The following is a 23,995-nucleotide window of genomic DNA, read 5'->3' on the forward strand; positions in this document are numbered from 1 at the left end:
CAAACGGGTACCTCCTGCGGCTGACCGTGGTTCAGCGGCGCCGGTGCAACGTGAACGCGGCTCCGAGAATGCCGAGGCCCCAGGCGATCAGCAGGGCGCCCCACAGCGGCATCGTCACCTCTGGGACGAGAAGGCGGATCTTGACGCTCGTGGTGTTCTCGAAGACGAAGACCAAGGCGATCGCGGTGACCAGCACGAACCCGGCCAGGCGACGGACCCCCGGACGGGACAGGAAGGGCGTGCGCGACTGCTGGTGCTTGCCGGTGCGAGCCATGGGGTGCCTCCCTCGCATGGACCCCTGCGTCCAGCATCCCTCCGCCCTCACCCGACCGGCCACCGAGGTCCGCGCGCCCCCCGGGGGCGGCTCAGCGGTATCCGGTCACGTCGGCGGGCCTGCCCGCGTCCTGGACCTCCACCATGTAGCGCCAGGCGTCCGGCCGGCTGCCGTCCACGTCGGTGAACCCGTAGACCTGCGCGAGCCCGCCGCTGGACAGCGACTGCCCGTTCCAGCGGCTCACCTCGGGGTCGGCGGCCAGTGCCGCGACCGCCCGGCCGACGTAGCGCGGCGTCTCCGAGATGGCGAAGTGCGGCTGTGCCTCCAGCGCGTCGCGCCACGTCTCCTCGGTCACGCCGAAGGCCCCGAGCATGATCTCCGAGCGCATCCACCCCGGCGTCAGCGCCACCGCCGTGGCGCCGCGCGGCCCCAGCTCACGGCCCAGCGCGAAGGCCATCCGCAGCACCGAGGACTTGGCGAGGTCGTAGAAGAACGAGACCCGGTAGTTGTCCCGGTTGTAGTCGGCGGTGCCGTCGGTCATCTCGACCACCAGCCCGCCCTCGCCGCGCAGCAGGAGCGGCAGGGCGTGGTGGCTGGTGATCGCGTGGGTCTCCACCGCCAGCCGGAGCAGCCGCAGCCCCTGGTCGAGGTCGTGCTCCCACACGGGGGTGTCCCACGCGAACAGGTGCTCGCCGCCCCAGATGTCGTTGACGAGGACGTCCAGTCGTCCCTGTTCGGCGTCGATGCGCTCCACCAGATCGCGCACCTGGGACGGGACCAGGTGGTCGGTGGGCACGGCGATGCCGCGTCCTCCCGCCTCCGTCACCAGGTCGGCGGTGTCCTCGATGGTCTCGGGCCGGTCGTACTCCGAGCGCCGCTGCCGGGTGCTCCGCCCGGTGACGTAGACGGTCGCGCCGGCCGCGCCCAGCTCGACCGCGATGCCCCGGCCCGCTCCGCGCGTGGCTCCGGCGACGAGGGCGACCTGTCCGTCCAAGGGTCCCGTCATGCCTGTCCCACCTGTCCCTTCCGCATCCGAGCGGGCCCACCGTGCCGGGTACGGGCGCACGGCGACGGACCGTCAGCAACCGGCCTGCGCCACATCACCCGCCCGCGCGCGCATTCCTCGGCCCCGGGCGGGAACCAACCTCCCATGAAATTCCTGGTGCGGGACCGGATCTTCGGGATCGGCGACGACTACTGGATCGAGGACGAGCAGGGGCAGCGCGTCTTCCTCGTCGACGGCAAGGCGCTGCGGCTCCGCGAGACGTTCGAGCTGAAGGACGCGGACGGGCAGGTGCTCGTCACCATCAAGAAGAAGTGGCTGAGCCTGCGGGACACGATGGAGATCGAGCGGGACGGCGACGTCCTCGCCACCGTGCGCAAGAAGCGGCTGTCGGTGCTGCGCGACCACTACCGGGTGCAGATGGCCGACGGGACCGAGCTGGACGTCAGCGGTGACGTGCTCGACAAGGAGTACGGCGTCGAGTACGGCGACGAGCTGCTGGCGCACGTCTCCCGCAAGTGGTTCACCGTGCGCGAGACGTACGCGGTGAACGTGGTGCGGGAGGACGCCGATGCGCCGCTCCTGATCGCCGTCGCGGTGTGCGTGGACCGGCTCTCCGACCGGGCGCAGGGGGACGACGAGTAGGGGGCGCCCCGCTTTCCGGCCGGAGCGCCGGGTATCCGGACGTGACGGGGTGGCCCTCGCCCTCGCCGCACGAGCAGTGACCGGAATGGTCGCTTCCAGATTTTCGGGGGCAGCACGGTGCAAACGGAAGGGTTCGCACCGGTTGCACCGGCGATCCCCGCTGCGTAGTGTCCCCGTGGCATTTCGGTCCACCGTTCGGGTCACCCTCGATCGGACTCCGCGTCCGCACCCGGCGGTACGGCGCAACGGACCGTTCCCCGGCCCCGTGCGTCGCCGATGCGGCGGGGACCAGCGAGCAGGGAGACAGATGCAGCCGACGTTCGTGCTGGTTCACGGGGCCTTCGCCAACTCCTTCTCCTTCGCGCCGCTCCAGGCCGAACTCGGCCTTCTCGGGCACCGTTCCGTCGCCGTCGACCTGCCCGGCCACGGGTTCGGCGCCGACTACCCGCGCGCCTACCAGGCCCCGCAGGATCTCGAAGGTCTCGCCACCGTCCCCGGCTCGATCAAGGGCGTCACGCTCGCCGACAACGTCACGCACTGACCTGACCGGGGTCCTGGAACGGGCCAGGGAGAACGGGCCGGCGATCCTCGTCTCGCACAGTCGTGGCGGCATCACGGCCACAGCCGCGGCCAACGCACGGCCGGACCTGATCGACCGCATCGTCTACGTCGCGGCCTGGTGCCCGGTCGACCTCGACGTCAGCGACTACTACGCCGAGCCGGAGATGGCCACGGTCGACGTCGGTTCGCTGGGTACGGCGGCGGCCGGGAACCCTGCCGAACTCGGCCTGCTGCGCGTCAACTTCCGCACCGCCGACCCGAACGCCCTCGCGGCGCTCAAGGCGGCCTTCCTCGCCGACGGCACCGACGAGGAGTTCCTGACCTTCCTGAACACCTTCCAGCCCGACGAGAACCTCGATGTCGGCACCTCGGCCGACCGGGCGCAGGCTGCGACCTGGGGCCGCGTCCCGAAGACCTATGTGCGTCTGACCGACGACGCGAGCCTGCCCATCGCCCTGCAGGACCGGCTGATCCGCGAGGGCAACGCGCTGACGCCCGGCAACCCGTTCGACGTCCGGACCCTCGGGGGCAGCCACCTGAAGTGGCTGGTCGACCCGGCACCGGCGGCCCGGGTCCTGGGAGAGCTCGCCGCGCTCACCTGCCGCTGACCCTCGTCGCGGCGGACCGCTTGCTGACCGTGGCCGGGTGCCGTCGGGGACGGGCCTACGATCGTCACACGAAAGCACTGCCGGGGCGCCCGCGGGGAGCGTAACTTTACGACTGCATCCTGCCGCGCGCACCCAGACCGCGTACGAGTCGTCCGAGGGGTTCCGTGACCGTCCATCCCAGTCTCCAGCCCTACATCGATGCCTGGACCCACTCCGTCGAAGCGATATCCGAGCTGGTGACGCCGCTCGTCGAGGGCGAGTGGAACCACCGCACCGCATGCCCCGGATGGTCCGTGCGCGACCTCGTCTCCCACGTCATCGGCGTCGAGACCGAGATGCTGGGCGACCCGCGACCGATCCACAGCCTGCCCCGCGACCTGTTCCACGTGAAGGACGACCTCTCCCGCTACCTCGAGGTCCAGGTCGACGTACGGCGTTGCCACACCGCGCCCGAGATGACGTCGGAACTCGAGTACACGATCATCCGCCGCTCGCGGCAGCTGCGGAACGAGACCCGGCAGCCGGACACCCCGGTCCGCGGGCCGCTGATGGGCCGGGAGATGACGCTGGAGCACGCGCTGCGGATGCGCGCCTTCGACGTGTGGGTGCACGAACAGGATCTGCGGCGGGCCCTCGGCCGGCCGGGCAACCTGGACTCGCCCGGCGCGCACGTCGCCCGGGACGTGCTCCTCGAGGGGCTGCCGAAGACCGTGGCCCGGGACGCCGGTGCCCCGGCCGGCTCGGCGGTGGTCTTCGACGTGCACGGGCCGCTGGAGTTCCTGCGCACCGTCCGGGTGGACGACCAGGGCCGGGGGACGATCGACGGCAGCCCGTCGCTCGGACCGGCGGTCGCGTTCACCCTGGACTGGGAGACGTACGTGCTGCTGGCCTGCGGCCGGGTGAGACCGGGCGCCGTCGCCGACCGGATCAAGACCGAGGGCGACGAGCAGCTGGCCGACTCGATCCTCCGGGTGTTCTCGCTGACCCCCTGAACCGCCGCGTGCTCCGTCCGCGTGATGCGGACGGAGCACGGACGCCCCCCGTTCCCCCACTGGCCCGACGGGTCAGCGGGCTCCCTTCGGCGGTGCGGTCGCCCCGCCCTCGCGGCCCTGGCCCGGCGGCGGGCGCGACATGTCCTCGTCGAACGGGGGCGGTTCGTCCGTCCAGCGCATCGCGGTGTAGGTCATGAAGCCGGTCGGACGCCCCCCGGTCCGGCTCTCGGAACCGATCGGCATTCCGGTGTCCGGGTCGAAGAAGAGCCGGCGCTCACCCGGACCGCCCCGCCGGTCGCGGATGGCCACCGCATCGACGGCGCGCCCCTCGTGGTCGGTGACCCGGCCGATGTCCCGGACGCCGGGCTCGGACGCCATCAACCGGTAGGCCGCGGCGCGCAGTTCCGGTGACGCGGGCAGCTCGGTCGCGAGATCCACGGCAGCGCTCATGACCATCCGTTCGAGCTCGTGCCGGGGGGCGTTGTAGTCCTCGTCGATGAGCTCGAGAAGCCGGGTCCGGAGCGCACTCGGTTTCACGGGCAACGTCGACACCTCCGCGGGGCTGATCTCCACCAGGGGGACGATGTTGCCCTTTCCGTCGGGGACGTCCCGCTGGATCACGCCTCCGCCCTTGTACAGGAGGGTCTCCGTGCGCGGCGTCATCGGACCGGTCAGGCGCCACGACCGTGGCGCCCCGTCGGCGCGCCACGCCTCCCGATCGGCGGGAGTCGCGGGCCGTGCGCCGGTGTCGACGAGCTCGGACCAGCGCTTGGTCGTCCCGGCGGCGACCCACACCCGGTGGACGTGACTCCGACGGAGCGTGTAGTCCTTCCCCGGAACCTTGTGCAGCTGCGTCGTCCGCTTCGCCACGTACCAGTAGGCACCCGACGTAATCGGCGTCTTCTCCACGGTCGAGGCCGCCGCGAGGAGGATCCCGGACTCGCCTCCCGGACCGCCCTGGCCTCCGGGCCCCGCCGGACGAGTCCCGTCTCCCGGCTCCGTACCGATGGCCAGGGCCACGACGGTCGCCGCCGCCGTTGCCCCGGCGACCAGGGCCGTCGCCCACGCGGGACGGGTCCCGGGCAGACGCCTTCGCCGCGGGGCCTCGGTCGCCCGGCCCGCTTCCTCGTCCCGCCGCATCGCCGTGCCCAGTTCGCTCTCCCGGACCGCTGGGTCGACCGCCCCCACCGGGTCCAGGTGTTCGGGACGTGCCGCGGTCAGCCGCCGCATCAGATCCTGCTTCATCACGCTTCCTCTCCGGCGAGCCGCACCCGGGAACCGGCGTGCGGGCGGCTTGCGGCGGCGGTGTTCTCGACGGCGGCTGCCAGACGCCTGCGCGCACGGTGCAGCCGGACCCGCATGGTGGCGGCGGTGCAGCCGACGACCCTGGCGGCGTCGCGCGGGCCGAGGCCCTGCCAGGCGGCCAGAATCAGCACCTCCCGGTCGTCCTCGCCGAGCGTCCCGAGCGCCCGGCGCAGCGCCAGCCGGTCGGCCACCTCGTCGGCGATGTCGCCCTCGGTCACCGCCCCGGGATCGACCCAGTCGTGCAGCTCGGCGGAGAAGGAGGCCCGCCGGATCTCGGCCCGCACGGTGTCCCGCAGGACGTTGCGGGCGACGCCGAGCAGCCACGGCAGAGGCGGCTCGGGAATGTCGCCGAATCGCCGCCAGGCCACGGTGAAGGTCTCGCTCACCTCGTCGGCCACCTGCCGTCCCGCGCGGGCGGCCGCATAGGCCCACACGCGCCGGCGACAGGTGTCGTACATCACGGTGAAGCGTTCCGCGTCGTCGGTCACCGCCCGCACCTCCGTCCCTCGGATGTCCCACTCGGCCCGTCACCCGTCATGAGGAAGTGGGGGGAAACGGCGGAACGTTACCGACAGGCGCGCACTTTTCCGGAAGTGGTCCTCAGACCGGTACGTGAACGGCCTCCACCCGGCTGGCCACGATCCGATCCCGCTCCCGGGCGGCGGCGCGGCGGCGCAGCCGGAACATCTGCGCGACGCCGAGCGCCTGGAGGACGAACACGGAGGCGAACGCGATGCGGTAGTTGTCGCCCGTCAGGTCGAGCAGGGCGCCGACGGCGAGCAGCGTCGTCATCGAGGCGGTGAAGCCGCCCATGTTGACGATGCCGGAGCCGGTGCCCTGCCGCTCCGGCGGGTTGGCCGGGCGGGCGAAGTCGAAGCCGATCATCGACGCCGGGCCGCAGGCGCCCAGCACCGCGCACAGCGCGATCAGCAGCCACATCGGGGCCCTGCCGGGCCAGGCGATCGCCGCCGCCCACACCAGCGCCGTGACGGCGACCGTGCCCAGTGCCAGCGGTAGCCGGGCGCGGTGGTGCCGGGCGATGAGCTGCCCGTAGGCCAGACCCACGACCATGTTCGCCAGCACGACCAGGGTGAGGAGTTCGCCGGCGACCGCCCGGGACAGGCCCTGGGCCTCCACCAGGAACGGCAGCCCCCACAACAGGATGAAGATCATCCCCGGGAACTGGGTGGTGAAGTGCACCCACATGCCGAGCCGGGTCCCGGGCTCCCGCCAGGCGTCGGCGATCTGCCGCCGGACGAAACCCGCGCCGCGGTGGTGGCGCACCGGCTCGGGTGCGTGGCCCTCCGGGTGGTCCTTGAGGAACAGCAGCACCAGGACGAGGACGACACCACCGCCGATCGCGCTGCCCGCGAACGCCGGGGTCCAGCCGAGCGTGCTCAGCAGCCGGGCCAGCACCAGCGTGGAGATCAGGTTGCCGGCGATGCCGATGAGCCCGGCGACCTGCGCGACCAGGGGCCCGCGGCGGGCCGGGAACCAGCGGTTGCCCAGCCGCAGCACGCTGATGAACGTCATCGCGTCGCCGCAGCCGAGCAGGACCCGGGATGCGAGCGCGGCGCCGTAGGAGTGCGAGAGGGCGAAGCCCATCTGGCCGGCGGTGAACAGCAGGATCCCGAGGGTCAGGACCCGCTTGGTGCCCAGCCGGTCCACCAGCAGGCCCACCGGGATCTGCATCCCGGCGTAGACGAGCAGCTGGACGATCGAGAACGTGGACAGCGCCGAGGCGTTGATGTGGAACCGCTCGGCGGCGTCGAGTCCGGCCACGCCCAGGCTGGTGCGGTAGGTGATGGCGACGAAGTAGACGGAGACACCGACACCCCAGACGGCGACGGCGCGGGCTCCGCCGGGCGGGTCACCGGGCAGGCGCGGGACGGCGGCGGACGCGCCGCCGCTCACCGGGATTCCCCGCTCACGAGGTTGCGCACCCAGCCGACGTGCTGGTGCACGGCCGCCGCGGCCGCCTCCGCGTCCCCGGTCCGCAACGCCTCGAGGATCTCGGCGTGTTCGGCGACGTTCTTGGCGATCCGGTCCGGGTGGGCGTGCATCACCGCGACGCCCATGCGGAGCTGACGGTCGCGCAGCTGGTCGTAGAGGCGCTCCAGGATGCGGTTGCCGGCGCTGCGCACGATCTCGGCGTGGAAGCACCGGTCGCTGACGGAGACGGCGGCCAGGTCCCCGGCGGCCGCGTGCCGGCGCTGCTCGTCGAGGAGTTCCTCCAGGCGCGCGATCAGCTGCGGCGGGGCGGGGGCGAGCTTGCGGGCGGCGTGCTCCTCGACGAGGAGGCGGGTCTCCACCACGTCGCCGATCTCCTGGGCGGAGACGGGCAGCACCAGCGCGCCCTTCTTCGGGTAGAGCTGGAGCAGCCCTTCGGCCTCGAGGCGGAGCAGTGCCTCGCGGACCGGGGTGCGGGAGACACCTACGGCCTCCGCGAGATCTCCCTCGGTCAGCAGGGTGCCGCCCTCGTACCGGCGCTCCAGGACGGCCTGCTTGACGTGGGTGTAGACCCGCTCGGCGGCGGGGAGTCGTCTGGCGGGGTCAGCGGCGGTGGGCATGGACGCATGTTAGATACAACAGGTATGCGTCTGCTGTTCCGTCCGTCATGCGGACGCGGACCGTGCATCATGACGGACGGTCCGCCGGCGGACCGTCCCGGCCGTCCCTGCCCCTCCGGCGCGGCCCGGCTCCGCCTATCCGGGCGTACGCGAGAGACCAGCGAAGGGACCGGGCCATGCCGGAGCTGTACCCGCCGACCGAGCCGTACGAGACGGGGATGCTCGACGTCGGCGACGGCAACCTCGTGTACTGGGAGCTCTGCGGCAATCCCGACGGCAAACCCGCCGTCGTGGTCCACGGCGGGCCCGGCTCGGGATGCAGGGCCACCGCCCGCCAGTGGTTCGACCCCGACCGCTACCGCGTCGTCCTGTTCGACCAGCGCGGCTGCGGTCGCAGCACCCCGCACGCGAGCGACCCCGCGACGGGCCTGCGGCACAACACCACCTGGCACCTGGTCGCCGACATGGAGCGGCTGCGGGAACATCTCGGCATCGACCGCTGGCTGCTGTACGGCTACTCCTGGGGCTCGACGCTGGGCCTCGCGTACGCCGAGCAGCACCCGGAACGCGTGTCGGAGATGGTCATCTCCGGTGTGACGACCAGCCGGCGCTCGGAGATCGACTGGCTCTACCGGGGTGCCCGGCGCTTCTTCCCCGAGGAGTGGGAACGCTTCCTCGCGGGAGCCCCCGGGACGCCGCGCGACGGCGACGTCGTCGGCGCCTACGCCCGCCTGACCGGGCATCCGGATCCCGTGGTGCGGGCGAGGGCGGCGGCCGACTGGTGCGCCTGGGAGGACGCGGTCCTGTCCGGGGAGACGAAGGGTGCGTCCAGCCCGTACGGCGACCGGCCGTCGGCGGCGCGGATGGCCCTGGTGCGCATCTGCGCGCACTACTTCTCCCACGGGGCGTGGCTGGAGGAGGGGGCGCTGCTGCGCGACGCGGGCCGGCTGGCGGGCATCCCGGGCGTCCTGGTGCACGGCCGGCTCGACGTCAGCGCGCCGCTCGGCACCGCGTGGGACCTCGCCCGCGCCTGGCCGGACGCCCGTCTGGTCGTCGTCGACGACGCGGGTCACGTGGACACCGGGGCGACGCGCGGCCATGTGCTGGAATCCCTGGACCGCTTCGCGCGCCGGTGACGGCCTCCGCACGACGACGGCGGGGCCCGCGCTCACCGAGGTGTGCGCGGGCCCCGCCGGGGGTCAACGGAGGTCAGCCCCAGGTGAACAGCCTCTTCGGGTTCTCCAGGATCGCGGCGACGTCCGCGAGCACCTTCGAGCCGAGCTCGCCGTCGATCAGCCGGTGGTCGAAGGAGAGCGCGAGCGTGGTCACCTGACGCGGCTTCACCTTGCCCTTGTGGACCCACGGCTGGAGCTTGACCGCACCGAACGCGAGGATCGCCGACTCGCCCGGAGGAATGATCGGCGTGCCGGTGTCCACGCCGAACACGCCGACGTTGGTGATGGTCACCGTGCCGCCCTGCATGTCCGCCGGCGAGGTCTTCCCCTCGCGCGCCGTCGCGACCAGCTCGCCGAGCGCGGCGGCCAGCTGCGGCAACGTCCTGTCCTGCGCGTCCTTGACGTTCGGGACGATGAGGCCGCGCGGCGTGGCCGCCGCGATGCCCAGGTTCACGTACGCCTTCTGCACGATCTCCTGGTTGGCCTCGTCCCAGGACGCGTTGATCTCCGGGTGGCGCCTGATGGCCACCAGCAGGGCCTTCGCGACGAGCAGCAGCGGGTTGACCCGCAGCCCCGCCATCTCCGGGTCCTGCTTCAGCTCCTGGACGAGCTTCATCGTCCGCGTGACGTCCACCGTGACGAACTCGGTGACGTGCGGGGCGGTGAAGGCACTGTCCACCATCGCCTGCGCGGTGGCCTTGCGCACGCCCTTGACCGGGATGCGCGTCTCGCGCTCCCCGGCCGCCGCGGCGGCCACGGGCTGAGCCACGGCGGCCTCTTCGGTGGCGGCCGGTGCTGCGGCGGCAGCGGTGGCCTCGGCCGCCGCGTGGACGTCCTCGCGGGTGATGATCCCGTCCGGTCCCGTCGGGGCGACGGTCGCCAGGTCGATGCCGAGGTCCTTGGCGAGCTTGCGGACCGGCGGCTTGGCGAGCGGGCGCCCGGCCACCGGAACGGCGGACGGCGCCGGTTCCGCGACGGCCGCGTGGCCGTTGCGTCCCGGCTCGGCCGGCAGCGGCTGCGCGGGCACGCCCTGCCCCTTGCGCGCGCGGCGCTTGGTGGAGGTGGCGGCCACGCCGTAGCCGACGAGCACCGGCTGGCGCTCCTCCTTCTCCTCGCTCTCCGCGGGCGCGGCGGGCTCCGGTGCGGCCTCGGGCGCCTGGTCCTCACCGGCCCCCGGCATCGTGTCCACCGTGATGAACACGGCGCCCACGTCGACGGTCGCGCCCTCGTCGTAGTGCAGCTCCTTCACCACACCGTCGAAGGGGATGGGGAGTTCGACGGCCGCCTTCGCGGTCTCGACCTCACAGATCGACTGGCCGTCGGCCACGGTGTCGCCCGCCTGGACGTACCACTTGAGGATCTCCGCCTCCGTGAGCCCCTCGCCCACGTCCGGCATCTTGAACTCGCGGAAGCGCTGAGCAGTCCCGGTCATTGTCACGACTCTCCTTGCCCGATCTCTCAGTACGCCAGCGCGCGGTCGACGGCGTCCAGCACCCGGTCCAGGCCGGGGAGGTACTCCTCCTCGAGCCGGGCCGGCGGGTACGGGGCGTGGAATCCGCCGACCCGCAGCACCGGGGCCTCCAGGTGGTAGAAGCACCGCTCGGTGATCCGGGCGGCGATCTCGGCGCCGGAGCCGAAGAACACCGGGGCCTCGTGCACGACCACGAGCCGCCGGGTCCGCTCGACCGACTTCTGGATGCCGTCGAAGTCCAGCGGGGAGACCGACCGCAGGTCCAGCACCTCGACCGACTTGCCCTCCTCGGCCGCCGCGGCGGCCGCCTCGAGGCAGGTCTTCACCATCGGACCGTAGGCGGCGAGGGTGAGGTCGGTGCCGCCGCGGACGACCCGCGCCTGGTGCAGCGGGCCCGGGATGGCGGAGGTGTCGACCTCGCCCTTGTCCCAGTAGCGGCGCTTCGGCTCGAAGAAGATCACCGGGTCGTCGCACTCGATGGCCTGCTGGAGCATCCAGTAGGCGTCGGAGGCGTTCGACGGCGAGACGATCTTCAGGCCCGCGACGTGCGCGAACAGCGACTCGGGGGACTCGCTGTGGTGCTCGACCGCGCCGATGCCGCCGCCGTAGGGGATCCGGATGACGACGGGCATCTTCACGGTGCCCAGCGCACGGGCGTGCATCTTGGCGAGCTGCGTGACGATCTGGTCGTACGCGGGGAACACGAACCCGTCGAACTGGATCTCCACGACGGGGCGGTAGCCGCGCAGCGCCATTCCGATCGCGGTGCCGACGATGCCGGACTCGGCGAGCGGGGTGTCGATCACCCGGTCCTCGCCGAAGTCCTTCTGCAGGCCGTCGGTGACGCGGAAGACGCCGCCGAGCTTGCCGACGTCCTCGCCCATGATGACGACCTTGGGGTCGTTCTCGAGGGCCGTGCGCAGGGAGACGTTGAGCGCCTTGGAGAGCGTCATCTTCTCGATGGACGACATGGTCAGTTCCCCTCCTCGGCGAAGGACGCCTGGTAAGCCGCGAACTGCGCGCGCTCCTCGTCGACCAGGGCGTGGCCGTCCGCGTAGACGTTCTCGAAGATCGCCATGGTGTCCGGGTCGGGCATGGTGCGGACCGCGTCGCGCACCCGCTTGCCGAGCTGCTCGGCCTCGGCCTCGACCGCGTCCAGGTAGTCCTGGTCGGCGATGCCCTCGTTGCTCAGGTAGGTCCGGAACCGCTCGATGGGGTCCTTGCTCTTCCACGACTCGTACTCGTCCTCGTTGCGGTACTTCGAGGGGTCGTCGTTCGTGGTGTGGGCCGCCATGCGGTAGGTGAACGCCTCGACGAGGGTGGGGCCCTCGCCGCGGCGGGCGCGCTCGACGGCCGCCTTGGTCACGGCGAGGCAGGCCAGCACGTCGTTGCCGTCCACCCGGACGCCCGGGAAGCCGAAGCCCTGGGCGCGCTGGTAGAGGGGCACCCGGGTCTGGCGCTCGGTGGGCTCGGAGATCGCCCACTGGTTGTTCTGGCAGAAGAACACGACCGGGGCGTTGTAGACCGCCGAGAAGGTGAACGCCTCGTTGACGTCGCCCTGGCTGGAGGCCCCGTCGCCGAAGTAGGCGATGACCGCGGAGTCGGCGCCGTCCTTGGCCACGCCCATCGCGTAGCCGGTGGCGTGCAGGGTCTGCGAGCCGATGACGATCGTGTAGAGGTGGAAGTTGTTGCTGTTGGGGTCCCAGCCGCCGTTGTTCACGCCCCGGAACATGCCGAGCAGGTTGGTCGGGTCGACCCCGCGGCACCAGGCCACGCCGTGCTCCCGGTAGGTCGGGAAGACGTAGTCGTCGTCGCGCAGTGCGCGGGCGGAGCCGATCTGCGCGGCCTCCTGGCCGAGCAGCGACGCCCACAGGCCCAGTTCGCCCTGCCGTTGCAGCGTGGTGGCCTCCGCGTCGAAACACCGGGTCATGACCATGTCCCGGTAGAGGCCCCGCAGCTCGTCGTGGCTCAGGTCGATCGAGTACTCGCTGTGCTCGACCCGCTCCCCCTCCGGCGTGAGCAGCTGAACGAGCTCGGTCTGTTCTGCCGGTGGCTTCTTGGCGCTGACGCGCTTGCTGCTGCGGCGCGGCTTGCGCGCGGCAGTGCTCTCCACGGTCACGATGTGCTCCTCCGTCGGTCCGGCCCCCGGGGTCGCCGGCGGGCCTGTGTGCCCCCGCGCCCTCGGCTGGGAGGCTCACCCGGTTCGACACGGCGCACGGGGTGTGTGCGGCCGGCCGAGCGGGCGTGACAAGTGCCCGGCGGGCCTTTCGCAACAGGCACGTTACCCAGTGCGACGCATGTCTGGGAAACCCCACTTGACCTGCAATTTTGCTTGGATGTCCAAGTAAACCGGGAAAGTCGGGAACCTGCACTGGTCACAGCCTTGCGGGCTGCCGGAACAATCGCACGTTATCCCGGGGCACAAGAGCACGGGAAGACTTTGTATGTGAGACTTGGGTGCGTGCACGAAGAGGGAAAAATTGCCGTATTCCTCCTTGATGACCATGAAGTGGTCCGCCGTGGCGTGCACGAACTGCTGTCGGCGGAGACCGACATCGAGGTCGTGGGGGAGGCCGGTACGGCTGCCGACGCCCTCGCGCGCATTCCGGCCGCCGCCCCTGACGTCGCCGTTCTCGACGTCCGACTGCCGGACGGCAGCGGCGTGGAGGTGTGCCGCGAGATCCGGTCGGCCGACGAGCGCATCAAATGCCTGATGCTCACCTCCTACGCCGACGACGAGGCCCTCTTCGACGCGATCATGGCGGGTGCCGCCGGCTACGTCCTCAAGGCCATCCGCGGCAGCGAACTGCTGTCGGCCGTGCGGGACGTGGCGGCCGGCAGGTCGCTGCTCGACCCGGCGGCCACGGCCCGGGTCCTGGAACGGCTGCGTGACGGCGGCGACAGCGGCCGGGAGGACGGACCGCTGGCCGGACTCACCGAGCAGGAGCGCCGCATACTCGACCTGATCGGCGAGGGCCTCACCAACCGCGCCATCGGCGCCCGGCTGCACCTCGCCGAGAAAACGATCAAAAACTACGTCTCCGGTCTGCTCGCCAAACTCGGCATGGAGCGGCGGTCGCAGGCCGCGGCGTACGTGGCCCGGCTCCAGGCCGAAAAGGGTCGTTCGACCGCCCGATGAGCGGTCTGTCCGGGATCGGGACCCAAGACCCGGGCAGGTGAGGGCGGCGGCCTCTGGCCCGAGCCCCGTCCGGCCCCCGAGGCTGCTGGGCATGCACCCCGAACCCACCGGCGCCGTCGAGGAACGCGCCCTGGAACTGCTCAGCGCCACCTCGCACGGACGGCTGTCGATGAGCCTGCGCGCCCTGCCGTTCTCGGCGCTCGCGCGGCACGCCGTGTCCGGCGACGGCGTCCTGCTGAGACTCCACCGGGGACACGGCTACCACCACGCCTGCGACGGCAACGTGGTCGCCTACGGGGCCGACGCCGTCACCCTCGACGGCCACGGCTGGGCCGTCCAGTTCGTCGGCACGGCCCGGCTCACGCACCCGGCCGGCCACGAGCTCGAACTGCTCGGCCGGGCCCCGGTCCTCGCGGACGGCGCCCACTACGAGCCGGCGTACCTGCGCGTCGAACCGCGCTTCGCCACCGTGCACACGCTGGGCGGCGGCCTCCCCGCACAGCGCGACGGGTCCCGGCCGGACGCGTAGAACTCCCGATGGCCGGGTTCGTTACGGGGTGCTGCCCTCGTTGCCCTGGAGCGTGGCACCGTCGGTCACGCCGCCGCTCTCCTCCCGGCCCGGCCGGCTCGGAGCCCTGCTGTGTCAGTCGCCTCAGCCACTGGGGAGCAGGGTGGCTCCGGCGCTGCTCGCGTCACCGCTCGGCGTCGGCTCAGCGCTGCCACTGCTGCCGCCGTCGCTGCTGCCGCCGCTGTCGGAGGGGGTGGGTTCGTCGGTCGTCGGTTCCTGCGTCGTCGGCTCCTCGGACGGGCTCGAGCTGTCCGACGCCGACGGCGAGTCGGACGGAGTGGCGGACTCTTCCTGCCCACCGCCGCTGTTGCCCGGCAGCGTGCCCTCGGTCGTCTGCTCGTCGGCGGTCTCCGAGGGCTTGTCCGTCTCCTTCGGAGCCGTGGTCGAGGTGTTGTCGTCCGGCTTCGCGGGGTCGTCCGGGAGGGAGGACAGGGCGAACGCCACGCCCATCACGACCGCGATCAGGGCCAGCGCCAGGAAGGCCCACTTCTTGCCCCGGCCCGGGCGGTCGCCGTTGCCGGGGTCCCCGGTGAACCCGCCGTCGTCGTCCCGCGGTCCGCGCAGCAGCGAGCCGCCGGCGCCGCCGCCGAGCGACTGCGGAGCGGTGCCCGAGTCGGGGTGCTGCATGGCTGCGGCCGCCCCGGCCATTCCCACGCCCATGGCCGGGGTCGTCGCGGCGGTGTGCGCGGCCGGGCCGGTGTCCCAGACGCCGGTGTGCCCGCCGACCTCGGCGAGCCGCTGCACCGCGTACTGGACCATCCCGCGCATCTCCTCCGCGGTCTGGAACCGGTCGTCCGGGTCCTTCGCGAGAGAGCGCATGACGAGCCCGTCCAGCTCCGGCGGCACTGCGTCGTGGACCTGCGACGGCGGCACCGGGGTGTCCTGCACGTGCTGGTACACGACCGAGAGCGGGGTCTCGCCGGTGAACGGCGGGCGCATGGCCAGCAGCTCGTAGAGCAGGCAGCCGGTCGCGTAGAGGTCGGAGCGGGTGTCGACGGTCTTGCCGAGCGCCTGCTCGGGGGAGAGGTACTGCGGCGTGCCCATGACCATGCCGGTCTGCGTCATGGTGCTCGCCGCGCCGTGCAGCGCCCGGGCGATGCCGAAGTCCATGACCTTGACCGCGCCCGTGTTCGTGATGATCACGTTGGCCGGTTTGATGTCGCGGTGCACGATGCCGTGGTGGTGGCTGTACGCCAGCGCCTCCAGCACACCGGAGACGATGATCAGTGCCTGGTCCGGCGGCGGGGCGTCCGCGTTGATCAGCAGGTCGCGGATCGTGCGGCCCTCGACCAGCTCCATGACGATGTACGGGACGGTGTGCCCGCCCACGACGTCCTCACCGGAGTCGTAGACCGCGACGACGGCGTGGTGGTTGAGCCCGGCGACCGACTGCGCCTCGCGCGTGAAGCGCGCCTTCGAGACGGGGTCCTCGGCGAGATCCGCGCGGAGCAGCTTCACCGCAACGGTGCGGCCGAGACGGACGTCCTCGGCCGAGAAGACCTCGGCCATGCCACCCCGGCCGAGACGGCCCGTGAGGCGGTAGCGGCCGTCGCCGACCAGGCCGCCGTTGCCCCACTGCTCCGGCGTATCGGCCATGCCGCCGCCTGAGGAGGATTCGGACGGGCCCTGGGCGCGCTGCGTCTGTGCCATCAGTCCTCGCCGTCGTGTCTGTCCGCTTGCACGGTGTCGTTACCCGTGGAGCTGCTTCCGGTAGGGCACGCTACAGGGTTTCCCGGCACACGCCTTCCCCCGATGGAACCGGTCATCCAATCGTGCAGCAGACATCGGCGCAAATCGGATGGCTGCCCATAACGCTTGACGAACTCTTCTTGCGCATCCGGTCACGGAACGGGCACCCGGCTTGACGTCTCGTAGTGCTCGGGCAGACTTGGCCTGAATCACGCCTGATTGATCGAAAATCGCTGGCCCGCTTCGCCCGGGGCCGCGCGCCGAGGGGGAAGTCAGAGATGAGCCACGACGGCGCACGGGGCCGCTATGCGGGAGGGTCGCTGGCCGGCGGCCGCTACCAACTGCGCGATCTTCTCGGCGAGGGTGGCATGGCGTCCGTGCACCTGGCCTACGACAGCGTGCTGGACCGCCAGGTGGCGATCAAGACCCTGCACACGGAGCTCGGACGCGAACAGTCCTTCCGTGAGCGCTTCCGCCGCGAGGCCCAGTCGGTCGCCAAGCTCACGCACACGAACATCGTCTCCGTCTTCGACACCGGCGAGGACGTGCTGGCGGGAGTCACCGGCGCCGGCGAGGGCGCTCCGATGCCGTACATCGTCATGGAGTACGTCGAGGGAAGGCCGCTGCGCGCAGTGCTGGACGCGGACATCGCCGAGCACGGAGCGATGCCCACCGACAAGGCGTTGAAGATCACGGGCGATGTGCTGGCGGCCCTCGAGATCAGCCACGAGATGGGCCTGGTCCACCGCGACATCAAGCCCGGCAACGTGATGATGACCAAGCGGAACGTGGTCAAGGTGATGGACTTCGGCATCGCGCGGGCGATGCAGTCGGGCGTCACCTCGATGACCCAGACCGGAATGGTCGTCGGCACCCCGCAGTACCTGTCCCCGGAGCAGGCCCTGGGGCGCGCGGTGGACGCGCGGTCCGACCTCTACTCCGTGGGCATCATGCTCTTCGAACTGCTCACGGGGCAGCTGCCGTTCGACGCGGACTCGCCGCTGGCGATCGCGTACGCGCACGTCCAGCAGGAGCCCGTCGCCCCGTCCACGATCAACCGGTCGGTGCCCCCGGGCGTCGACGCGCTGGTCGCACGGGCCCTGAAGAAGAACCCCAACGAGCGCTTCCCCACCGCCGAGGCGATGCGCGACGAGTGTGCGCGGGTCGGCGGGACCGACCGGTCCGCGGCCTCTCCGATCATCATCAGCGGCGGACCTGCGGCACGCAGCGGCAGCGGCTCCGCGGTCGGCGCCACCGTCTTCCCCCCGGTCGACCAGCAGCCCCCGATGCCGCACGGCGTTCAGGCTCCGTACCAACCGCAGTCCCACTCCGGACAGGTGGGAGGTTACGCGGCTTCCACCCCACCGCCGCCCTCGCAGCAGATGGGGCAGGGCGGGTTCGCGCCCTCCGGCCCGGTCGTCATCGGGCCGACGCCTCCCCCGTACGGCAGCAACCCCGGTTCCGGCGGCAGGAGCAACACCCCGCTCATCGTGGGCGCGGTCCTCGCCGTGCTGGTGGTGCTGATCGTCGTCATCGCGGCGGTGAGCAGCTCGAAGGGCTCGGAGGACGACCCGATCGCCGGCGAAACCGGCACCCCGGCGCCGACCGCGACGGCCGACGACGAGCCGGCCGACCCGCCCTCCGCCCCGACGGCGACCAACAGTGACGGCAGCACGAAGGCCCTCATCCCGCCGGACCGGTCCCGGACGATCGAGAAGCGCGTGTGCACCGAGGCCAGGCCGCACTACGACGACAAGTCCAAGATCAGACTGCCCGACTTCCAGTTCAAGGACATCGAGTCGGTGAAGTCCTGCATCAAGGCTGCGGGCTGGAAGTACCGGACGACGTCGAAGAACGACGGCATCTGGGGCCAGGGCACCGTCCTCGGGCAGAACTTCGACGACTACGACGAGCCGTTCGACCCCGAGAAGGACACCATCAAGCTGACCGTGGCCAGCGGCTACGCCGACTGAGGCGGCCGGCGGACGCACCGGGCCGGGTGGACGACTTCTCGTCCACCCGGCCCGTTCGTGCCGGACGGGTGCGCTGCCCGGATGTCCTCAGAGGTACGGACCGGAACGGGCACCGCCGCCCAGGTGCACCTCGCCGTCGTCGTCGCCGAGACCGGCGCCGGGCGGCAGCGCACGCCGCATCTGCTCCAGCTGGGCCCGCGCGGCCATCTGCTGCGCGAACAGCGCCGTCTGGATGCCGTGGAAGAGGCCTTCCAGCCAGCCGACCAACTGGGCCTGGGCGATGCGCAGTTCGGCTTCGGTGGGAATCGCGTCGTCGGTGAACGGCAGGGACAGCCGCTCCAGCTCCTCGACCAGCTCCGGCGCGAGGCCGTCCTCCAGCTCCTTCACCGAGCCGGTGTGGATCTCCTTCAGCCGGACGCGACTGGCCTCGTCGAGAGGCGCCGCCCGGACCTCCTCCAGGAGCTGCTTGATCATGCTGCCGATGCGCATGACCTTCGCGGGCTGTTCGACCATGTCTGTCACCGGCACCTCACGCGACTCGTCGTCGCCCTCCCCGCCCCCGGGGCTGGCACTGCCGAGAGCCATTCCGTCCGGACCCACGACCAGAACGTGGGGGCTCTCCTGCGACCGTTCCTTGCTCGGCTTCTCCATGCCCTCATTGTCTCGTACGAGGACTCGCCCGGAATTGTGCCCCCGGAAATCGATGATCCACCCTGCTCGGGCGGCGTCGTCCGCGGGGTGCGGTCACCGGCGGCGCAGGCGCAGGCCGATGAATCCGAGGCCGAGGCCCATGAGCACGAAGCCGGTTCCCAGCGGAAGGACCCGCAGCATCCGCCCGGTGGGCGCCTCGGCGGTGCCCCGTCCGGCGGACGCGGACGGGGAGGCCTCGGCAGGGGTGGACGCGGGGGCCGAGGGAACCGCCGGGCCGGACGGCGTGCCCTCCGCCTCCGGGTTCGCCGGGCTCTCGGGCCGCATGAGCGAGGGCGGCGGCAGCGCGACGTCCGGGCGGCCGCTCGGCACCGGCGGCACCTCGCCCCCGGGGGGCCGCTCCGCATCCGGGAGGGGCGGCGCCTGGGACACGGGAACGGAGCCGGGGGGCGGGACGGACCGCCCGGGCCGTTCCCGGCCCACTCCGGCGCTCCGGCCGGCCAGCCGGCCGGGATGTTCGCGCTGTTCGCGGCCGGGCGACGTGTGGTCGCGGCTCTCGGACACCGCGGGGGCGCTGCGGCGTGCCGTACCGGGCTCCGAGGCGGCCGTCACGGGCGCCAGCACCAGCATCGTCGCGGTGGCGAGCCCCATCAGCCCGCAGACGCCGCCGGCACCGACCACACCCCGGGCGCGGGCCCGGGGTGGAAGCGGTGCCCGTGACGAACGGAGTGAACGCAACGCCGGAGCAACCAACACAGTCCCCTCCCGCGCCGAGCCGTCGAGTGACCGCTCCCAGCGTCACACGCCCGCCCGCGCGCGGCATCTCGGACCCTGCGCCGGCACCACCGGCCGCCGGCTCAGCAACGACCGTCGCCCGCGGTCGTGAGCAGCACCTTCCCGACGTGCGTGCTCTCCTCCAGCACCCGGTGCGCCTGCGCCGCCTCCGGCATCGGCAGGACCCGGTCCACGACCGGCCGGACCCGTCCCGAGGCCACCAGCGGCCAGACGTGTTCCCGGACGGCTGCCACGATGGCCGCCTTCTCCGCCGGGGGCCGGCCCCGGAGGGAGGTGGCGGTGACCGCCCCGCGCTTGCGCAGCAGCGCTCCCAGGTTCAGTTCGGCCTTGAGCCCGCCCTGCAGTCCGATGACAGCGAGCCGGCCGTTCTCGGCGAGAGCCTGCACGTTCCGGTCGAGGTACTTCGCTCCGACGATGTCGAGGATGACGTCGGCTCCCGCGCCCCCGGTGGCCTCCGCCAGCTCGGCCACGAAGTCCTGCTCGCGGTAGTCGATGAGGATGTCCGCACCCAGTTCACGGCAGCGCTCGAGCTTCTCCGCGCTGCCCGCCGTCACCGCGACGCGGGCACCGACGGCCTTCGCCAGCTGCACCGCCATCGTGCCGATGCCGCTCGCGCCACCGTGCACCAGCAGCGTCTCGCCCGGCCGCAACTGGGCGATCATGAAGACGTTCGACCACACGGTGCAGGCGACCTCGGGGAGCCCGGCCGCCGTCACCAGGTCGACGCCCTCCGGAACCGGCAGCAGCTGTCCGGCCGGCACGGCGACCTTCTCCGCATAACCGCCGCCGCCCAGCAGGGCGCACACCTCGTCGCCGACGGACCACCCGCTCACGCCGGAGCCGACGGCGGCGATCCGGCCCGAGCACTCCAGCCCGGGATAGGGGGACGTGCCCGGCGGCGGGTCGTAGAAGCCCTGGCGTTGCAGCAGGTCGGCGCGGTTGACGGCGCTGGCGGCGACGTCGACCAGCACCTCGCCGTCACCGGGAACGGGGTCCGGGACCCGGTCCCACACGAGCGCGTCGGGGCCGCCGGGTTCGGGAATCGTGATCGCATGCATGGACATGGCGGTGAGGCTACATCCGCCCGCGGGTCACAACCCGTTGGAGCCCTCGGTCCCCGGGGGCTTCGCGCGGACGATCGTGATCAGACGGTCCGTCGCCTGGAGCGGGCCGGCCTTGGGGTCGTCGTAGCCGAGCAGCCGGTGGCCCCGCAGCACGGAGACCACGAGGTCGTCGGTCTCCCGGACGGACCGGCCCACCTCCGCCTTCACCACCGGGCGCTCGACGAGGTCGAGGCCGCTGCCCTGCTGGATCAGGTCCTCCATGACGGTGCCGGCGCTGGGGCTGAGCATCGACAGGCCGAGCAGACGGCCCGCCGCGCTCGCACTGGTGATCACGGCGTCCGCGCCGGACTGGCGCAGCAGCGGAGCGTTCTCCTCCTCGCGCACCGCGGCGACAATCTTGGCTCCGCGGTTGAGCTGACGCGCGGTCAGGGTGACGAGGACCGCGGTGTCGTCCCGCTGGGCGGCGATGACGACCTGGCGGGCGCGCTGGGCCTCGGCGCGCAGGAGCACGTCGCTGCGGGTGGCGTCGCCGACCACGCCGACGTAGCCCTCGGCGTTGGCCGCGTCGATCACCTTCTGGCTGGGGTCGACGATGACCAGGCGGTCCCGGCTCAGGCCCTTGGCGATCAGGGTCAGGGCCGCCGAACGGCCCTTGGTGCCGAATCCGACGATGACGGTGTGGTCACGCAAGTTGGTCCTCCAGCGGGTCTCGCGCCACTGCTCGCGGGTCCGTTCGGTGAGGACCTCGAGGGTGGTGCCGACCAGGATGATCAGGAAGAGCACCCGGAGCGGTGTGATGAGCAGGATGTTCAGCAGCCGGGCCGAGTCGCTGTACGGGACGATGTCGCCGTAGCCGGTGGTCGACAGGGTGACCGTGGCGTAGTAGACGGCGTCGAGGAAGTCGACCTTCTCGTCGGAATTGTCGTGGTAGCCGTCCCGGTCGAGGTACACGATCAGCACGGTGGCGACCAGCACCATGAGCGCCATCAGCAGGCGACGGGCCACCTGCTGGAGCGGTGCGCGGGCCGAGGCCCGGGGCAGTTGGACACGGTGGCCCGAGGCCGCCGGGTCCGCGCGGCCGGCGGTGGCGTCCTGGCTGGGCAGCTTCACCCGGGCTGTCTCCCTGATCGCGTCGGAGGTCGCGCCCACCCTGCCGCGCAGGTCTGCGCCCGCGACCCGTCCTGCCCCGAGGCGCGGGAGACCGGAGATCCCGTTTCGTGCCAGGGGAGTTCGAGGATCTCCACCTCGTCACCGGCCTCGGTGCCGCCGGGTGGGACGACGGCGAGGCCGTCGGCGATGGCGACGCCGCGGAGCATAGCCGGTCCGGCGAAGCGCAACGGCACCACCTCCTCCTCGCGGAAGGCGACCGGGACCAGCCGGGTGTCGGAGGGGTGGCCGTCCAGCCGGAGTGCGGCGGGAGCGACGAGGGGAGCGCAGGGGGCACGGCCGGCCAGCGTGCGCAGCAGCGGCGCGGCGAGCGTGAGCAGCGCGGACACCGCGGCCAGCGGGTTGCCGGGCAGGCCCGCCAGATAGCGGGCGGGTGCCGTCCGGGCGAGCAGCATCGGGTGACCGGGGCGGACGGCGACCCCGTCCACCAGCAGTTCGGCTCCCATCCGGTGGAGCACCGGGTGGAGATGGTCGACCGGACCGGAGGCGGTGCCTCCGGTGGTCACGACCAGATCGGCGGTGGAGCCGGCGACCGCGTCGTGCAGCACGCCGGGACGGTCGCCGAGGTGGCGGGTTCCGGTGACCTCGGCGCCCAGGGCCCGCAGCCAGGGGTCGAGCATCGGGCCGAGGGCGTCGCGGATGCGCCCGTCGCGGGGGAGCCCGGAGGCGAGCAGCTCGTCGCCGAGGACCAGAACCTCGACGCGGGGCGGACGGACCGTGGGCAGTTCGTCGTAGCCGGCGGCGGCCGCGAGTCCGAGCACGGCAGGAGTCACCGGCGTGCCGGCGGGCAGCAGCGGGTCACCGCTGCGGCACTCCTGGCCGCGCGGCCGGATGTCCTGCCCGGGGGCGGTGCAGCGGCTGCCGGCGTTCGCGTAGAGCCAGGGGACCGGCTCACCGCCGGGGTCGCGCTCCAGGCCCCTGCCGCGCACTTCGCCGTGTTCGCGGCGCAGCACCGCGGTCGTTCCGGCCGGGACCCGCGCACCCGTGGCGATGGGTACCGCGTGACCGTCGGGGAGCGGCGGCGGCGCAGCCCGGCCGGCCAGGATGCCCGGGCTGCCTCCGGGGTCGAGACGCCAGGGTCCCGGGCCGGAGAGCGCCCAGCCGTCCATGGCGGAGGTGTCGAAGGACGGCAGGTCGGTCAGCGCCTCCAGCGGTGTGGCGAGGACCGTGCCCAGGGAGTCCGCCAGCGGGCGTACGACCTGCGTCCCGGCGCCCTTCGCGGCGGCCGCCGCGATCCCGCGGGCGTCCTGCCATGCGCAGGGGGAGGGCGCGGTTCCGGGCGCGGGGTCCGGCTGGTGCGCCGTCATCCCGCGGTCTTCTCCGGGCCGTCGGGTGAACCGCTGCCGGGTTCCCCGGGCGGGTGGCCGGCGGATTCCCCGGGTGGTTCCTCCGCCGTCCACCGGGCGGCGAGCGCGGCCGCTCTGCGGGTGGCCTCGGCCACCGCCTCCGGGCCGCCACCGGCCTGGGCCGCGGCGTATCCCACCAGGAACGTGGTGAGCGGCGCGGCGGGCCGGGTCACGCCGTGCGCGGCGTCGCGGGCCAGGTCGAGGAGCGCGCCGGTGGCGACGTCCAGCTCGATGCCCAATTCGTCCTTGACTGCGGCAATCCATTCGTCCAGCACGCTTCCATGCTCCCTGATGCGCAGGCGGGCGGCCGTCATGTCCTCCCAGGTGTCGCAGTCGAAGGCGGCCACCGGGTCCCGGTGCCGGAGCAGCGCGAGTTCGCGGGTCAGCGCCCGGACCGGGAGGTTCGCCACGGAACCGTACTCCGTGGCGAGCAGGGCGAGTTCGCGGCGCAGCGGTTCGGTCCGGTAGACGCCCGCCAGCGGCTGGTCCCGGCCGTCGGCGTCGGTCAGGACGACACCATCCGGGGCCCCGCCGTCCGGTGACGGGCCGTCGAGGGCACCGGTGACGGCCCGAACCGTTCCGGGGGTCAGGAAGGGGAGGTCGGCGGAGAGCACCAGGACGGCCGGCGCCGTCACCTCCCGCAGGCCCGCGTCGAGAGCGGCCAGCGGGCCACCGCCGGGCGGCTGCTCCCGGGCCCAGCGCACGGGCCGTGCAGTCGGCCTACGGGGGCCGACGACCACGGTGCGGGATGCCTCGGCGCACGCATGCAGCACCCGGTCGAGCAGTGGACGCGCCCCGACGTGCACGGCCGGCTTGTCCGTGCCGCCGAGGCGGGTCGCGGCTCCGCCTGCGAGCACCACGGCGTCGTACCAGAACCCAGTCATGATCCGATTATCGCCGGACACCGGATCGTCCCGGCAGCCGCCGGGGCATGGTGCGGCCCGGCGGGGAATGCCGAGCGGCCGCGGTTCCCGGGAACCCCGTTCCCGGGAACCGCGGCCG

The 23,995-nt window shown here is 72.5% G+C and carries 22 protein-coding genes and 1 pseudogene; 7 read left to right on the forward strand and 16 right to left on the reverse strand.

The genetic code is table 11. The annotated features are described in order from the left end of the window. Positions 1-31: 31 nt before the first annotated feature. Entirely contained in the window at positions 32-274 is a 243-nt protein-coding gene (locus tag M1E25_RS11750) for a hypothetical protein (protein WP_251413796.1), read from the reverse strand. Positions 275-365: 91 nt separating this feature from the next. Beyond that, a complete protein-coding gene (locus M1E25_RS11755; RefSeq protein ID WP_251413798.1) occupies positions 366-1,280 on the reverse strand; it encodes an SDR family oxidoreductase in 915 nt (304 codons plus the stop codon). Positions 1,281-1,424: 144 nt separating this feature from the next. Here M1E25_RS11755 and M1E25_RS11760 point away from each other — a divergent pair, with 144 nt between their 5' ends. The 3 genes and pseudogenes from M1E25_RS11760 to M1E25_RS11770 all read left to right on the forward strand — a co-directional run bounded on the left by M1E25_RS11760 (position 1,425) and on the right by M1E25_RS11770 (position 4,083). Beyond that, complete coding sequence (locus M1E25_RS11760; protein ID WP_251413800.1) at positions 1,425-1,922, forward strand: LURP-one-related/scramblase family protein; 498 nt, start codon at positions 1,425-1,427, stop codon at positions 1,920-1,922. A 307-nt stretch (positions 1,923-2,229) separates the two neighbouring features. Next, positions 2,230-3,091, forward strand: a pseudogene (locus M1E25_RS11765) (alpha/beta hydrolase). Between the two features lie 164 nt (positions 3,092-3,255). Next, positions 3,256-4,083 carry a maleylpyruvate isomerase family mycothiol-dependent enzyme gene (locus M1E25_RS11770; protein ID WP_251413802.1) on the forward strand — a complete coding sequence of 276 codons (828 nt, stop codon included), beginning with the start codon at positions 3,256-3,258 and terminating at the stop codon, positions 4,081-4,083. Positions 4,084-4,155: 72 nt separating this feature from the next. On the opposite strand, the gene M1E25_RS11775 is transcribed toward M1E25_RS11770, so the two are convergent. The 4 genes from M1E25_RS11775 to M1E25_RS11790 form a co-directional block, all read right to left on the reverse strand. After that, positions 4,156-5,328, reverse strand: a complete 1,173-nt coding sequence (locus tag M1E25_RS11775; RefSeq protein ID WP_251413804.1) for a CU044_5270 family protein — start codon at positions 5,326-5,328, stop codon at positions 4,156-4,158. Next, positions 5,328-5,876 carry an RNA polymerase sigma factor gene (locus M1E25_RS11780; protein ID WP_251413806.1) on the reverse strand — a complete coding sequence of 183 codons (549 nt, stop codon included), beginning with the start codon at positions 5,874-5,876 and terminating at the stop codon, positions 5,328-5,330. The genes M1E25_RS11775 and M1E25_RS11780 overlap by 1 nt, the downstream gene beginning before the upstream one ends. A gap of 112 nt (positions 5,877-5,988) precedes the next feature. Then, complete coding sequence (locus M1E25_RS11785) at positions 5,989-7,302, reverse strand: MFS transporter (protein WP_251413808.1); 1,314 nt, start codon at positions 7,300-7,302, stop codon at positions 5,989-5,991. After that, complete coding sequence (locus tag M1E25_RS11790) at positions 7,299-7,958, reverse strand: GntR family transcriptional regulator (RefSeq protein WP_251413810.1); 660 nt, start codon at positions 7,956-7,958, stop codon at positions 7,299-7,301. Before M1E25_RS11790 ends, M1E25_RS11785 begins: the two co-directional genes overlap by 4 nt. A gap of 176 nt (positions 7,959-8,134) precedes the next feature. On the opposite strand from M1E25_RS11790, the gene pip reads away from it, so the two are divergent. After that, a complete protein-coding gene (gene pip / locus M1E25_RS11795) occupies positions 8,135-9,094 on the forward strand; it encodes a prolyl aminopeptidase (RefSeq protein WP_251413814.1) in 960 nt (319 codons plus the stop codon). A 73-nt stretch (positions 9,095-9,167) separates the two neighbouring features. Here pip and M1E25_RS11800 read toward each other — a convergent pair whose 3' ends face one another. The 3 genes from M1E25_RS11800 to pdhA are packed head-to-tail and all read right to left on the reverse strand — an operon-like array spanning position 9,168 to position 12,723. Further along, positions 9,168-10,565, reverse strand: a complete 1,398-nt coding sequence (locus M1E25_RS11800; protein ID WP_251413816.1) for a dihydrolipoamide acetyltransferase family protein — start codon at positions 10,563-10,565, stop codon at positions 9,168-9,170. Positions 10,566-10,591: 26 nt separating this feature from the next. Beyond that, positions 10,592-11,575, reverse strand: a complete 984-nt coding sequence (locus M1E25_RS11805; RefSeq protein ID WP_251413819.1) for an alpha-ketoacid dehydrogenase subunit beta — start codon at positions 11,573-11,575, stop codon at positions 10,592-10,594. Between the two features lie 2 nt (positions 11,576-11,577). Further along, positions 11,578-12,723, reverse strand: coding sequence for a pyruvate dehydrogenase (acetyl-transferring) E1 component subunit alpha (pdhA, locus tag M1E25_RS11810; protein WP_251413822.1), 1,146 nt, complete (start codon positions 12,721-12,723; stop codon positions 11,578-11,580). A 342-nt stretch (positions 12,724-13,065) separates the two neighbouring features. Here pdhA and M1E25_RS11815 point away from each other — a divergent pair, with 342 nt between their 5' ends. Both M1E25_RS11815 and M1E25_RS11820 read left to right on the forward strand, forming a co-directional pair. Beyond that, the gene (locus M1E25_RS11815) at positions 13,066-13,743 is read left to right on the forward strand and encodes a response regulator (protein ID WP_251413825.1); all 678 of its coding nucleotides are present in this window, start codon (positions 13,066-13,068) and stop codon (positions 13,741-13,743) included. A 91-nt stretch (positions 13,744-13,834) separates the two neighbouring features. After that, positions 13,835-14,272, forward strand: coding sequence for a pyridoxamine 5'-phosphate oxidase family protein (locus M1E25_RS11820; RefSeq protein ID WP_251413827.1), 438 nt, complete (start codon positions 13,835-13,837; stop codon positions 14,270-14,272). A 123-nt stretch (positions 14,273-14,395) separates the two neighbouring features. On the opposite strand, the gene M1E25_RS11825 is transcribed toward M1E25_RS11820, so the two are convergent. Beyond that, on the reverse strand, positions 14,396-15,961 hold the full coding sequence (locus M1E25_RS11825) for a protein kinase domain-containing protein (RefSeq protein WP_251413829.1): 1,566 nt from the start codon (positions 15,959-15,961) through the stop codon (positions 14,396-14,398). A gap of 317 nt (positions 15,962-16,278) precedes the next feature. Between M1E25_RS11825 and M1E25_RS11830 the strand changes: the two genes are divergently transcribed. Continuing rightward, complete coding sequence (locus M1E25_RS11830; protein WP_251413831.1) at positions 16,279-17,973, forward strand: protein kinase domain-containing protein; 1,695 nt, start codon at positions 16,279-16,281, stop codon at positions 17,971-17,973. Positions 17,974-18,060: 87 nt separating this feature from the next. On the opposite strand, the gene M1E25_RS11835 is transcribed toward M1E25_RS11830, so the two are convergent. The 6 genes from M1E25_RS11835 to M1E25_RS11860 form a co-directional block, all read right to left on the reverse strand. Beyond that, positions 18,061-18,624, reverse strand: a complete 564-nt coding sequence (locus M1E25_RS11835) for a bacterial proteasome activator family protein (protein ID WP_285830664.1) — start codon at positions 18,622-18,624, stop codon at positions 18,061-18,063. 93 nt (positions 18,625-18,717) lie between these two features. Beyond that, complete coding sequence (locus M1E25_RS11840; RefSeq protein ID WP_251413834.1) at positions 18,718-19,302, reverse strand: hypothetical protein; 585 nt, start codon at positions 19,300-19,302, stop codon at positions 18,718-18,720. A gap of 176 nt (positions 19,303-19,478) precedes the next feature. Further along, positions 19,479-20,474, reverse strand: coding sequence for an NAD(P)H-quinone oxidoreductase (locus M1E25_RS11845; RefSeq protein ID WP_251413859.1), 996 nt, complete (start codon positions 20,472-20,474; stop codon positions 19,479-19,481). A 33-nt stretch (positions 20,475-20,507) separates the two neighbouring features. Then, on the reverse strand, positions 20,508-21,590 hold the full coding sequence (locus tag M1E25_RS11850) for a potassium channel family protein (RefSeq protein WP_251413837.1): 1,083 nt from the start codon (positions 21,588-21,590) through the stop codon (positions 20,508-20,510). Further along, positions 21,587-22,954 (reverse strand): molybdopterin molybdotransferase MoeA, encoded by a 1,368-nt coding sequence (locus tag M1E25_RS11855; RefSeq protein ID WP_285830665.1) that lies wholly within the window; start codon positions 22,952-22,954, stop codon positions 21,587-21,589. The genes M1E25_RS11850 and M1E25_RS11855 overlap by 4 nt, the downstream gene beginning before the upstream one ends. Continuing rightward, positions 22,951-23,877 carry an NTP transferase domain-containing protein gene (locus M1E25_RS11860; protein WP_251413843.1) on the reverse strand — a complete coding sequence of 309 codons (927 nt, stop codon included), beginning with the start codon at positions 23,875-23,877 and terminating at the stop codon, positions 22,951-22,953. The genes M1E25_RS11855 and M1E25_RS11860 overlap by 4 nt, the downstream gene beginning before the upstream one ends. Positions 23,878-23,995 lie beyond the last annotated feature (118 nt).

Source organism: Streptomyces meridianus, assembly GCF_023703325.1.
Classification (GTDB): Bacteria; Actinomycetota; Actinomycetes; order Streptomycetales; family Streptomycetaceae; genus Streptomyces; species Streptomyces meridianus.

What these genes read in the sequence shown, in the direction of transcription:
- M1E25_RS11750 (WP_251413796.1), bottom strand. Translation starts at nt 274, where the DNA reads ATGGCTCGCACCGGCAAGCACCAGCAGTCGCGCACGCCCTTCCTGTCC.
- M1E25_RS11755 (WP_251413798.1), bottom strand. Translation starts at nt 1,280, where the DNA reads ATGACGGGACCCTTGGACGGACAGGTCGCCCTCGTCGCCGGAGCCACG.
- M1E25_RS11760 (WP_251413800.1), top strand. Translation starts at nt 1,425, where the DNA reads ATGAAATTCCTGGTGCGGGACCGGATCTTCGGGATCGGCGACGACTAC.
- M1E25_RS11775 (WP_251413804.1), bottom strand. Translation starts at nt 5,328, where the DNA reads ATGAAGCAGGATCTGATGCGGCGGCTGACCGCGGCACGTCCCGAACAC.
- M1E25_RS11790 (WP_251413810.1), bottom strand. Translation starts at nt 7,958, where the DNA reads ATGCCCACCGCCGCTGACCCCGCCAGACGACTCCCCGCCGCCGAGCGG.
- pip (WP_251413814.1), top strand. Translation starts at nt 8,135, where the DNA reads ATGCCGGAGCTGTACCCGCCGACCGAGCCGTACGAGACGGGGATGCTC.
- M1E25_RS11800 (WP_251413816.1), bottom strand. Translation starts at nt 10,565, where the DNA reads ATGACCGGGACTGCTCAGCGCTTCCGCGAGTTCAAGATGCCGGACGTG.
- M1E25_RS11805 (WP_251413819.1), bottom strand. Translation starts at nt 11,575, where the DNA reads ATGTCGTCCATCGAGAAGATGACGCTCTCCAAGGCGCTCAACGTCTCC.
- M1E25_RS11820 (WP_251413827.1), top strand. Translation starts at nt 13,835, where the DNA reads ATGCACCCCGAACCCACCGGCGCCGTCGAGGAACGCGCCCTGGAACTG.
- M1E25_RS11825 (WP_251413829.1), bottom strand. Translation starts at nt 15,961, where the DNA reads ATGGCACAGACGCAGCGCGCCCAGGGCCCGTCCGAATCCTCCTCAGGC.
- M1E25_RS11830 (WP_251413831.1), top strand. Translation starts at nt 16,279, where the DNA reads ATGAGCCACGACGGCGCACGGGGCCGCTATGCGGGAGGGTCGCTGGCC.
- M1E25_RS11835 (WP_285830664.1), bottom strand. Translation starts at nt 18,624, where the DNA reads ATGGAGAAGCCGAGCAAGGAACGGTCGCAGGAGAGCCCCCACGTTCTG.
- M1E25_RS11845 (WP_251413859.1), bottom strand. Translation starts at nt 20,474, where the DNA reads ATGCATGCGATCACGATTCCCGAACCCGGCGGCCCCGACGCGCTCGTG.
- M1E25_RS11855 (WP_285830665.1), bottom strand. Translation starts at nt 22,954, where the DNA reads ATGACGGCGCACCAGCCGGACCCCGCGCCCGGAACCGCGCCCTCCCCC.
- M1E25_RS11860 (WP_251413843.1), bottom strand. Translation starts at nt 23,877, where the DNA reads ATGACTGGGTTCTGGTACGACGCCGTGGTGCTCGCAGGCGGAGCCGCG.